The sequence below is a fragment of the Enterococcus camelliae genome (assembly GCF_042685105.1).
In the GTDB taxonomy this organism is placed as follows: Bacteria; Bacillota; Bacilli; order Lactobacillales; family Enterococcaceae; genus Enterococcus_G; species Enterococcus_G camelliae.
Window position 1 is genome coordinate 46,203 of record NZ_JBHUMO010000044.1, and the last position, 11,739, is coordinate 57,941.

The 11,739-nt window shown below is 39.9% G+C and carries 8 protein-coding genes; 3 read left to right on the top strand and 5 right to left on the bottom strand.

Features of this window, described 5'->3' with window-relative positions; genetic code table 11:
• Both ACFSR0_RS07200 and ACFSR0_RS07205 read left to right on the top strand, forming a co-directional pair.
• Nucleotides 1-864, top strand: coding sequence for a sugar ABC transporter permease (locus ACFSR0_RS07200; protein WP_379981345.1), 864 nt, complete (start codon nucleotides 1-3; stop codon nucleotides 862-864).
• 166 nt (nucleotides 865-1,030) lie between these two features.
• Complete coding sequence (locus ACFSR0_RS07205; RefSeq protein ID WP_379981347.1) at nucleotides 1,031-3,361, top strand: ABC transporter ATP-binding protein/permease; 2,331 nt, start codon at nucleotides 1,031-1,033, stop codon at nucleotides 3,359-3,361.
• A 192-nt stretch (nucleotides 3,362-3,553) separates the two neighbouring features.
• On the opposite strand, the gene ACFSR0_RS07210 is transcribed toward ACFSR0_RS07205, so the two are convergent.
• From ACFSR0_RS07210 to ACFSR0_RS07230, 5 genes are all read right to left on the bottom strand, one after another.
• Nucleotides 3,554-4,780, bottom strand: coding sequence for a DUF1015 domain-containing protein (locus ACFSR0_RS07210; RefSeq protein WP_379981349.1), 1,227 nt, complete (start codon nucleotides 4,778-4,780; stop codon nucleotides 3,554-3,556).
• Nucleotides 4,780-5,964 (bottom strand): phosphoglycerate dehydrogenase, encoded by a 1,185-nt coding sequence (locus ACFSR0_RS07215; protein ID WP_379981351.1) that lies wholly within the window; start codon nucleotides 5,962-5,964, stop codon nucleotides 4,780-4,782. Before ACFSR0_RS07215 ends, ACFSR0_RS07210 begins: the two co-directional genes overlap by 1 nt.
• Nucleotides 5,965-7,050, bottom strand: a complete 1,086-nt coding sequence (gene serC / locus ACFSR0_RS07220) for a 3-phosphoserine/phosphohydroxythreonine transaminase (protein WP_379981353.1) — start codon at nucleotides 7,048-7,050, stop codon at nucleotides 5,965-5,967.
• 112 nt (nucleotides 7,051-7,162) lie between these two features.
• Entirely contained in the window at nucleotides 7,163-8,041 is an 879-nt protein-coding gene (gene scrK / locus ACFSR0_RS07225) for a fructokinase ScrK (RefSeq protein ID WP_379981355.1), read from the bottom strand.
• 33 nt (nucleotides 8,042-8,074) lie between these two features.
• Nucleotides 8,075-10,024, bottom strand: a complete 1,950-nt coding sequence (locus ACFSR0_RS07230; RefSeq protein WP_379981357.1) for a sucrose-specific PTS transporter subunit IIBC — start codon at nucleotides 10,022-10,024, stop codon at nucleotides 8,075-8,077.
• Between the two features lie 222 nt (nucleotides 10,025-10,246).
• On the opposite strand from ACFSR0_RS07230, the gene ACFSR0_RS07235 reads away from it, so the two are divergent.
• Nucleotides 10,247-11,737 (top strand): sucrose-6-phosphate hydrolase, encoded by a 1,491-nt coding sequence (locus ACFSR0_RS07235; RefSeq protein WP_379981359.1) that lies wholly within the window; start codon nucleotides 10,247-10,249, stop codon nucleotides 11,735-11,737.
• Nucleotides 11,738-11,739: the final 2 nt, after the last annotated feature.

An 11,739-nucleotide genomic window follows, 5' to 3' on the forward strand; every position in this document is an offset into this window, starting at 1 on the left:
ATGAAAAAAGCAAAAAGTTATCATAAACAACAAAAAATTACTCTAGCCTTTGTTTATACTGTCTTAGCAATAATGGCAATTGTTTGGCTTTTTCCGATTATTTGGATTGTTTTAACAAGTTTTCGTTCAGAGGGTGGGGCTTTTGTTCCCTACATCATTCCAAAAGAATTTACTTTAGACAATTATAAAACCTTGCTACAAAATACAACTGGCAATTTTCCTTTTGTCCGTTGGTTTTTAAATACACTCTTTGTCTCGGTTGTCAGTTGTATTTTATCTACTTTTATTACCATCGCCATGGCGTATGCACTCTCAAGACTGCGTTTCAAATTAAGAAAGCCTTTTCTAAAAGTGGCTTTAGTACTAAATATGTTTCCTGGATTTATGAGTATGATTGCAATTTATTACATTTTAAAAGCTATCAATTTAACAGGAAGTTTATTTGCACTAATTCTCGTTTATTCTTCAGGAGCGGCTTTAGGATTTTATATTGCCAAAGGATTCTTTGATACCATTCCGATAGCATTAGATGAATCAGCAATGATTGATGGCGCAAATAAATGGCAAATATTTACTAAAATTACCCTTCCCCTTTCTAAACCAATTATTGTTTTTACTTCGTTAGGAGCATTTATGGGACCCTGGATGGACTTCATTTTTGCTAAAATAATTATGGGAGATAATGTCAAAAACTATACGATTGCCATTGGTTTATTTACAATGATGACAAAATCAACAGCGAATTCATTGTTTATGGCTTTCACAGCCGGTTGTGTCCTTATTGCAATTCCTATTACCTTACTCTTTATTTATCTTCAACGTTTCTATGTTGAAGGAATCACATCTGGATCAGTTAAAGGCTAACGAAAGTGACTGACCATCCCTTTAATAAATAAAATACATGGCCCAAGATTTGTTATCATCTTGGGTCATGTATTATTTTTCTTTAAGCCTCAGCCCATTCTTTGCAAACCAATAGGCATTTCGATACAATAAACGTATGTTTAACAATAAAGGAGATTAACCCTACATGCTAACATTAAAACAGTTAAAAAAATATTATACTGTAGGTGGGACGGTAACCAAAGCACTGGATGGTGTGAGTGTTTCTTTCCGCAAGCAAGAATTTGTCGCAATCCTTGGACCCAGCGGCTCAGGAAAAACAACTTTATTAAATGTAATCGGTGGCTTAGATCAATACGATGAAGGAGATTTAATCATCAATGGGCAATCAACCAAACATTTTAAACCGAATGACTGGGATGCGTATCGTAACAACTCGATTGGTTTTGTCTTTCAAAGCTACAACTTAATTGGACATCAAGGGATTTTGGACAATGTCGAATTAGGAATGACATTAAGCGGTTTATCGAAAGAACAACGTCGGAAACAAGCAACAGAAGCGTTAGAACGCGTTGGTCTGAAAGAACATATGAACAAACGACCCAATCAACTTTCTGGAGGACAGATGCAGCGCGTAGCCATTGCACGAGCACTAGCCAACAATCCTGAAATTCTGTTGTGTGATGAACCAACAGGGGCCCTCGATTCTGAAACAAGCATCCAAATTATGGAGCTGATTAAAGAAGTTTCAAAGGAAAAATTGGTGATTATGGTAACCCATAATCCTGAGCTAGCCCATCAATATGCTGATCGTATCATTGAATTTTCTGATGGCCAAATCGTAACCGATTCGAACCCTTATAAAGAAGATCAAGTAGATGATACCTTCCATCTTACACATACAAAAATGTCCTTTTTTACCGCTTTACGCCTTTCCTTTAATAACATTCGAACCAAAAAGGGACGAACATTTTTAACCTCATTTGCTTCAAGTATTGGGATCATTGGGATTGCGATTGTTTTGTCTTTGTCCAATGGATTCCAGAAACAAATTGATCAGACGCAAGCCGAAACATTGGCCAAATTTCCAGTGACCATTTCACAATTAACAACAGATAGTCGAGAATTGGCAAAAGATTCAAACAAAAAAAAGACAAGTAATAGCAATCAAACGGGCGTTATTGCACAGACAAGTTCACAAGATCTTGCCACACATACGAATAAGCTCGACGCAAACTACCTTGCTTACGTTCAGAAAATCAACCCTGAATGGAGCAATAATATAGGCTACAGTCGAATCACCAATCTCAATTTATTACGCGAAATCAATGGAACAATCAAGCCGGTCCAACTCTCCAATCAAAAAGCAGACCAACAGGCTACCAACTCTTTCGCCAGCTCAACAGGTGTCGGAATATCCGTTTTTCCAGATCAACTTGATGCTTCAAAAGGAAATTTTCTAAAGGAAAACTATGAAATAGTCGATGGAAATTATCCAACTAAAGCAACGGATATTGTCCTAATTATGGATGAAGATGGGACCACAAATATTAATGCCCTCACAAATCTAGGCTTTGATGTAAAAAATGGTGCGACGGTGCCTTATGACGAAATCGTTGGCACGACAATGAAATTGATTGCCAATGATCAATATTACCAAAAATTACCAACTGGAAATTTTCTACCAAACCAAGATTTACAATCTGTATACGATCAACAACAGAACAAATCCGTGACAATTGTGGGGATTTTAAAAGCAAAAAGCTCTTCTACCATGGATTTATTGGCACCCGGGATTGCGTATAGCGATAATTTGACTCAAGAAGTCATTAAAGCTAATAAAAACTCGGCTATCGTTCAGGCACAAGAAAATCAAATGAACAATGTACTAACTGGTGAAGCCTTGACAAATGAAACCAAAGATACAACTTTGACCTATTTGGGAGCGAATGCGACGCCAAGCAGTATTTATATCTATCCAAACAACTTCAAATCAAAGGAAAAAGTGCTTACCTATTTAGATGACTATAATAAAGGAAAGAGCAAGGCTGACAAAATTTTATATACTGACTTAGCTGGCACAATGACCCAGTTGACGGGCGGTTTAATGGATGCTATCACTTATGTCCTAATTGCTTTTGCTGGTATATCACTTATTACAAGTATGATTATGATTGGTATCTTAACCTATACCTCTGTCTTGGAGCGAACCAAAGAAATCGGTGTGTTAAAAGCCTTAGGTGCACGCAAGAAAGACATCACACGCGTATTCGACGCAGAAACAGCTATCCTAGGTGTTAGTTCAGGTGTACTGGGTGTTGTCATTGCTTATGCAGCTACATTCCCGATTAATCACCTATTAGAAAACCTGACGGACTTAAAAAACGTGGCACAATTAGACCCGGTGCACGCCGGAGTATTAATTATTATTAGCACGATTTTGACGATGCTCGGAGGTCATATCCCTGCTCGTATGGCTGCCAAGAAAGATGCAGCTATCGCGTTAAGAGCAGAATAACCCTTTCATCAAAAAAAGAAATCAACGAACACTTCAGAGGCTGTCCGTTGATTTCTTTTTGATTTTTTTTGCTATAACTTCAGCACATTCCTGCGCTTGGCCCTTTGTCAATTGATTATTGCTATGAAATACAAAGCAAGATTGATCCTGTTTCATCCTCTTTACCGCATTTCAAAAAAGAGCCGTCAATAATTATTCTGTCTTTAAGTCGTACACAAACAAACCGCTAAGTAATTTGGGTTCAAACCAAGTAGATTTGGGTGGCATAATTTGATTGGCATCTGCCACGTTTAATAAATCTGCCATTTGCGTGGGATAGAGTTCAAAGGCAAGTTGCCACGCTCCTGAATCCACACGTTTCACGAGTTCTTCCGCACCTCGAATGCCCCCTACGAAATCGATGCGTTTATCCGTCCGAACATCGGTAATCCCAAAAATTGGTGCAATCACGTACTCCTGTAATAAGGAAACATCTAGTCCCGCGACAGGATCATCCGACTGAATACTTTCCTTGACAGTCAAGCGATACCATTGGTTTTCATGGTAGCAATTGATTTGACCTTTCTGTTGCGGTTTTTGATACTCAATCTTTTCAACTGTAAAGGCTGGCGCCAATTGTTCCATGAAGTTTTCAGGGATGGGAACATTTATGACGCGGTTGTATTCATAAATTGCTAATTCTTCATCCGGAAAGAGAATAGCCAAAAACTGTTCACTTTCTGGCGTTGCTGTACCATTTGCTCGTTTTTCTAAGCCAATCTTCACCGCTGATTCCGTTCGGTGGTGTCCATCCGCAATATACAAAGCTGGCACCTTTTCAAATGCTGATTGCAAGGTCTGGATGACTGTTGGATCATCTATTTGCCACACCCGATGGCGAACATCGTATATGTGAGTAAAATCATACAAGGTCGCATGCGTGTGTTTCCAATGCTCAATGAGCTGTTTAATGGAATCTTGTTGGCGATAACTCAAAAAAATCGGACTTGTATCCGCATCGCAGGCGCGGATATGATTCATGCGATCCTGTTCTTTTTCTGGCCGCGTGAATTCATGCTTTTTGATTTTTCCATCTAAGTATTCTTGAATGGCGGTTGTTGCTACGATACCTGTTTGACTGCGACCGTTCATGGTTAATTCATAAAGGTAGTACGTGGCTTCTTTGTCCTCTACCAACCAACCGGCTTGTAAAAATCGTTTCAAATTTTCCGCCGCTTTAACATATACCTTTGGATCATAAACAGAATCAAGATTGGGCAAATCAATTTCCGCACGATCAATCCGAAAATAACTATAGGGATTGTCTTTTGCAAAAGCTGCCGCTTCCTGAGTATCAACCACATCATATGGTAAAACCGCCATTTTCGCTGCGAAATCGGGTTTCGGATGAATCACTCGAAATGGATGAACGCTGACCATTAATACGTCACCTCCGGATTTTGGATGACTCGAACACGTACAATGGCCTCTGTTTGTTTCAATTGGTCTGCTACGGCTTGCAATTTGTCTGCATCCTGCTCCGCTACATCCACTAGCGTATAGGCAAAATCATCGCGACCACGGTTAACCATGTTATCGATATTAATTCCAAATTCTGCAATCGTAGAAGAAATGGTTCCAAGCATATTTGGCACGTTTCGATGAATAACGGTCAATCTATTTGGTGAACGAAAAGACATCTCAACCGTCGGAAAATTCACGGAATATTTGATAATGCCTGTTTCTAAATAGCGTTTAAGCGTGCGTGCAGCCATCTTGGCACAATTTATTTCTGCTTCTTCAGTCGAGGCACCTAGATGTGGCAATACCAAAATATCTGGATGGTGCAACAGTTCCTCTTGCGCAAAGTCGGTCGTAAAGCCCGCTATTTCTTTCTTCTCGACGGCTTGGATGACTGCATTCGTATCGACAATCTCTCCTCGCGCAAAGTTAAAGAGACGTGCAGTTGGTTTCATCAGCGCCAGTTCTTTCGTGCTAATTAAGTTTCTGGTAGAATCTAACAACGGCACATGAATCGTAATAAAATCACACGTTGTCAAAACTTCTGCCATTTCTTGAGCACGTTTCACCCGCCGAGAAATGCTCCATGCGGTATCTACAGAAACGTATGGATCGTAACCGATAACCTCCATGCCAAGACGATATGCGTCATTGGCCACCATTGCCCCGATTGAGCCTAACCCAATCACCCCTAATTTCTTACCAATTAATTCATGCCCTGCAAATTGTTTTTTATTAGCTTCAACTTTTTCTTCCAAGTCTTGACCATCTTGTTCTTGTAACCAAGTCACACTTTGAAGAATCGGTCTAACATTTAATAGTAAACTTGCCAAAACCAATTCCTTCACTGCATTGGCATTTGCGCCCGGCGTATTGAAGACAACAATGCCCTTTTCTGTACATTCATTCACAGGAATATTATTGGTTCCAGCACCGGCACGGGCTACTGCCAACACACTTGGCGGAAAGGCATAATCATGCAACTTTTGGCTTCGTAAAATAATGCCCTCTGGTTGTTCTCGTTCATTGATAGCATACCGTTCTTTTTCAAACCGCTCCATTCCTTCCGGTGCAATTGCATTAAATGTTTTAATTTGAAACATTTAGTTTTCCCCCTGTTCTTTTTCAAATGCTTCCATGAACGCAACGAGTGCTTGGACTCCTTCTAGCGGAAAAGCATTATAGATGCTAGCACGCATGCCGCCTACAGAACGATGGCCTTTAATGTTTTCAAAGCCAGCAGCAGTTGCTTGTTTGATAAAGGCTTTGTCCAACTCTGCATTCCCAGTGACAAAAGGAATATTAGTTAATGATCGATTTTCTTTAGCTACTGGACTTGAAAAAAGTGAAGATTGTTCAATGGCTTCATATAGTAATGCAGCTTTTTGTTGATTTCGTTTGACAATTTCTGGTACACCGCCCAACTCTTTTACCCATTCAAGTACTAACTTAGCAACATAGATAGCGAAGGTTGGAGGGGTATTGTACATAGATTGGTTTTCGGCTTGTACACGATAATCAAGCATGGCTGAAAAAACATCTTCCTTATTCAGAAAATCATCTCGAATAATCACCACGGTTAAGCCGGACGGTCCTAGATTTTTTTGGGCACCGGCATAAATCATCGCAAAATCTTCTACCCGATAGTCATTACTTAAAAAGTTCGAAGACATATCTGCCACCAAGGGAAGTGATCCTGTTTGCGGAATTTGATGGTAGGTGACTCCGCCAATTGTTTCATTGGTCGTAATGTGCAGGTAGGCTGCCACTGCATCTAATTGTGCAACATCAATGGTCGGCACGGTCGTATATTGGGTGTCTTCACTAGATGCCACCACTTCTACTTCTACATTAGGAACTTTTTTTGCCGCAGCGATTGCTTTTTTTGCCCATGAACCAGTGTTGACATAGAGGGCTTTTTTTCCTTGTGCAACATTCAGTGGCAACATGGAAAATTGGAGACTTGCTCCGCCTTGCATGAAAAGCACACGATAATTTTCAGGAATTTTCATTAATTCTCGTAACAATTGTTCACATTCTTCAATAACCGCTAAGAATAAGGAGGACCGATGACTCAGCTCCAAAATGGACATGCCACTTCCTTGGTAATCCACTAAGGAAGATTGTGCTTGCTCCAAAACTTTTTTTGGTAAAACGGCAGGACCAGCTGAAAAATTATAAACTGTCATATCATGATTCGCTCCTTTTCTTATATGTGAAAATCATTATAACAAATTAAAATAAAATTAGAAACCTTTCATTTAATAAAAAAAGAAGTTTTCCGAAGAAAACTTCTTTTTTTTATTTTTCTGTCGAACAAGCAACTTTTTGTGCCAATGCCAAGCAACCCATTGTACCAGCGTTATCTTCAAGTGCCGGCGTCACAATATACGTTGCTAGAGGGGGAGTTTGAACATAGCCTTGCATTAGTTTCGTAAAGGCTTTTCGGACTTTTTCAAGCATATGTGTTTGCTTCATGACCCCTCCGCCTAGAATGATTACGTCTGGCGAAAGCATTAATGTCGTATTATACACGCATTGCGCAATGTACTCTGCTTCAATCAACCAAAAAGGATCTGTTTCTGGAACATCCGCTCCTTTTTTGCCAAGTCGCTTCTCAATTGCTGGTCCAGCAGCCATGCCCTCTAGACAATTCCCGTGAAAAGGACAATTGCCCTTGTAGGAATCATCCACGTGAGGAACAACGAGCATATGCCCCATTTCAGGATGACTAAAGCCTTCCACAAATCGTCCTTTTTGAATGGCACCTCCACCAACACCCGTTCCTATCGTGTAATACACTACACTATCTACATCCTGTCCATGACCAAAACGATATTCTCCGTAAGCAGCCGCATTCACATCGGTTGTCCAAGCAATCGGCACGGAAAATTCTCTTTTCATCATCCCGACAAAATCAAAATTTTGCCACGCTACCTTTGGAGTCGAAGTGATAAAACCATAGGTCGGTGAATCCTCGTGAATATCAATTGGTCCAAATGAGCCAATTCCGATTCCGGCCATTTGCTCTTCATATGGTTTAAAAAAAGCAACGACATCCTTCATTGTTTGTTCTGGATTTGTCGTTGGAAAACTTTCACGATGAAGAATTTCTAACGTTTCATCCCCAACTGCACAGACAAATTTTGTTCCACCAGCTTCGATTGATCCATATAACATGCATTGTCCTTCTTTCTACATCATCACGTATTTTTACTGATTAGTTGCTTTTGTTAAGGCTAGTATACCATCAGAATGAGTGACTGTTCCATGAGAAATAACAGTAACCTCAGAATAAGCAGGTGTATTCGTAATAATCTGCATGACGGTTGTATCGTAGCCAGCTTCAGCTATTTTTTTGCGGTCAAACGTACCTAAAATATCACCTTGCTTGACGATTTCTCCTTGCTTGCGATTCGAAGAAAAATGAGCCCCTTCAAGATTTACTGTATCAATCCCAATATGCAACAATACCTCCGCGCCATCATCAGATTGAATCCCAAATGCGTGTTTTGTCTCATAGACAACAGACAACACCCCACTAACTGGTGCATAAATCGTGTCATCAGCTGGAATGATACCAATTCCTTTTCCCATTAATTCAGAAGAGAAAACGGGATCAGATACATCTTTTAGATTAACGACCTCACCAGAAACAGCCGCTTGAATCACTTCATCCGCTGCATTTGCCTTCTCTGGAGCAGAATTAATTGCAACTGCTACATCATCTGTTGCTTCTACTAAAGGTTCATTCATTTTTTTACGACCATAGACATAAGTTAAGCCAAATGCTACAACAAAACTAATCACTGCAGAAATGGCGAATCCTTTGTATCCACCGCTCGCAATTGAAATAAAGCCAATGACACCTGCTGAACCTAACGCAGCTGCTAAAACATGGAAAAAACCAATAAATGCACTAGCAATTCCTGAAGCAATCATTGCACAGAAAAATGGAAATTTCAGTTTTAAGTTAATCCCAAAGATAGCTGGCTCCGTAATTCCAAGTAAGGCAGAAACACTAGCCGTGGATGCTAAAGCCTTTTGTTTTTCATTCTTGGTTAACAAGAATACTGCAAAGGCAGCTGCACCTTGAGCGATATTTGCCATCGAAGCAACTGGGAAAATGAAGGTTCCTCCTGTTTTGGCGATATCAGCAATCAAGGTTGTTTCAATTGCTGGAAAACTTTGATGCAATCCAGTTATCACAATTGGCGAATAAAACAGACCAAGTACCGCTAATCCCAGTGGTCCAGCTGTATTGTACAACCAAACCAAGCCAGTTGTTAAACCGTCACCGACTCCTCGCATGATTGGTCCAACCACGATAAATGTTAAAAACCCGGTCACAATAATAGCTAGCATAGGCGTAAATGTAAAATCAAGGACCGTTGGAATTTTTTTATGAAGAAATTTTTCGATGGTTGCTAAAATATATGCCACTGCAAGAACTGGCAAAACTGATCCTTGATAGCCAGCTTGGGCAACATTTAGACCAAATACATGCCAATATGGCATCGTACCTTCAGCAATTGTGTTGGCAACATTATACCCATTGACCAATGATGGCATTACCATGGCCATTGCCATCGCTGCACCAAGATACGCATTGCCACCAAAACGTTTGGTTGCTGAGAAGCCCACCAAAATTGGCAAGAAGGCAAACGGTGCAGAAGCTAACAAATTAATAATCGATGCAACGTCAGTTATTGCGGGATACATTTGGACTAACGATTGCGGACCAAACAGTTTTTCAGCTGTTAAAACATTGTTGATGGCCATTAACAAACCACCAGCTACTAACGCTGGCATCAAAGGAACAAAAATATCTGACAGCACTTTCACAAAATTCATTAACGGATTTTGTTTTTTTCCTTGTTGAACGACGGCCTTTAAATCTTCCGTTGAGGCTTCTTTGACTCCCACCAATGTGACAAGTTCATGATAGACTTTATCAACATCTCCCGGACCAATAATAATTTGGTATTGCCCATTTGTTTCAAACGTTCCTTTTACATCTGCATTTTCATCCAAGGCTTGTTGATTCACTTTACTGGAATCTTTCAATACGAGACGTAATCTTGTCGCACAATGCGCAGCCGCGATAAAATTTTCTTTTCCAACTGCTTCAGCTACTTGCCGAGCCACTTCTTTATGATTCATTTGAACTCCTCCTTTGAAAACGTTTTTTCATCATTATCATACCTGATTTTTCAAAAATGTCAAACGTTTATCAAAAATATTTTTTATTTTCTTTTAAAAAAGGTAAAATCCTTTATTATAAATAAATTTATTAAATGAATATTTGTGTTACGTTTGACATTTCACTCATTTAAAGCTATTCTAATAACAAAAGAATGCGGTTTCTATTTTTAGGAGGAAAGTATGAAGAAAACGATTGAATGGACAGATGAATTGCGCTATCAAGCTTATGCCAAGTGGCCCGCAGACTATCTACCTAACTTAAAAAAACAACAGCAGAATTCTCATTGGCGATTGCACTACCATATCCAACCAGAAACTGGGTTATTAAACGACCCAAATGGCTTTTCTTACTTTGATGGAAAGTGGCATCTGTTTTATCAAGCTTATCCGTATGGACCTGTTCACGGATTAAAATCATGGTATCATCTGTCTTCGACAAATTTAGTTGATTGGCAACGGGATCAATTACGTCTTCTTCCTGATACAAGCTATGATAGTCATGGGGTTTACTCCGGATCTGCCATCCCCGTGGGTGACCACCTTTTCTTAGCCTTTACTGGCAATGTTCGAGACCAACAGTGGGCGCGTCATGCTTATCAGTTGGGGGCTTGGATGGACAAGGATTTCCACGTAACAAAACAAGCCACCCCTCTTATTGCAAATCCACCAGAAGGATATACGCAACATTTTCGCGATCCCCAACTTTTTCGTTATCAGGATCAGTATTACCTATTGATTGGGGCTCAAACAGAAAATGAAGAAGGGAAAATCCTTTTGTATAAAGGTGATACACTGAATCATTGGGAGCTTGTGCATGAAGTGCTGTTTTCAAACGAACAAATGGGCTACATGATTGAATGTCCAAATTTAGTTTTTCTTGAGGACAAACCTGTACTCATTTTTTGTCCCCAAGGCCTAGCAAAGTCGACAGTGGCCTATCAAAATATTTATCCTAATCTGTATATCACTGCAGACCACTTTGATGCAGAAACAGCAACGCTTCTCCACCCATCTTCCCTTCAAAATCTAGACGACGGTTTTGATCTTTATGCTATCCAAGCATTTCAAGCACCAGATGGACGCGTTTTAAGCATTGGCTGGGTGGGATTGCCTGATGTAAGCTACCCTTCTGATAAGGAAGGATGGGCACATTGTCTCTCTTTGGTACGTGAACTCCATCTAATCGATGGGCAGTTGTATCAAAAACCTGTTACTGAATTGGCCCTACTTCGCCAAGCTCCTTTAGCCAGTCATGAACGAAAGGGCGAGGTACTTTTTCAACCTGATACAAATAGCTACGAATTAGAGATGACGATTCCTACTGATAAACAAAGTGTCTTAACTTTATTTTCATCTGCCAATCAAAACAAAGGATTTGATCTTCATTGTGATGCAAAAAATGGTATGATTATTCTAGATCGAGGTCGAATGGCCAAAGAAGTAAATCCTGAATTCGGAACAAAAAGAAGCGTCCAAGTATCCCCTCACCTTCCGATACATCTGCGCATATTTGTCGATAGTTCCGTTTGCGAAATCTTTATCAATGATGGGCAAAAAGTATTGACCAGTCGTGTTTTTCCAGATAAAACAGACACGACTATTTTGTTGAAAGGTGCACAGGCTGAAAACATTACTTTATGGCCACTACGTTCGATTCATTTAGATGACTAAAG

Excerpts from the sequence above, each read along its gene's own strand:
- serC (WP_379981353.1), bottom strand. The coding sequence starts at position 7,050 with ATGACAGTTTATAATTTTTCAGCTGGTCCTGCCGTTTTACCAAAAAAA.
- ACFSR0_RS07230 (WP_379981357.1), bottom strand. The coding sequence starts at position 10,024 with ATGAATCATAAAGAAGTGGCTCGGCAAGTAGCTGAAGCAGTTGGAAAA.
- ACFSR0_RS07200 (WP_379981345.1), top strand. The coding sequence starts at position 1 with ATGAAAAAAGCAAAAAGTTATCATAAACAACAAAAAATTACTCTAGCC.
- scrK (WP_379981355.1), bottom strand. The coding sequence starts at position 8,041 with ATGTTATATGGATCAATCGAAGCTGGTGGAACAAAATTTGTCTGTGCA.
- ACFSR0_RS07235 (WP_379981359.1), top strand. The coding sequence starts at position 10,247 with ATGAAGAAAACGATTGAATGGACAGATGAATTGCGCTATCAAGCTTAT.
- ACFSR0_RS07215 (WP_379981351.1), bottom strand. The coding sequence starts at position 5,964 with ATGTTTCAAATTAAAACATTTAATGCAATTGCACCGGAAGGAATGGAG.
- ACFSR0_RS07205 (WP_379981347.1), top strand. The coding sequence starts at position 1,031 with ATGCTAACATTAAAACAGTTAAAAAAATATTATACTGTAGGTGGGACG.
- ACFSR0_RS07210 (WP_379981349.1), bottom strand. The coding sequence starts at position 4,780 with ATGGTCAGCGTTCATCCATTTCGAGTGATTCATCCGAAACCCGATTTC.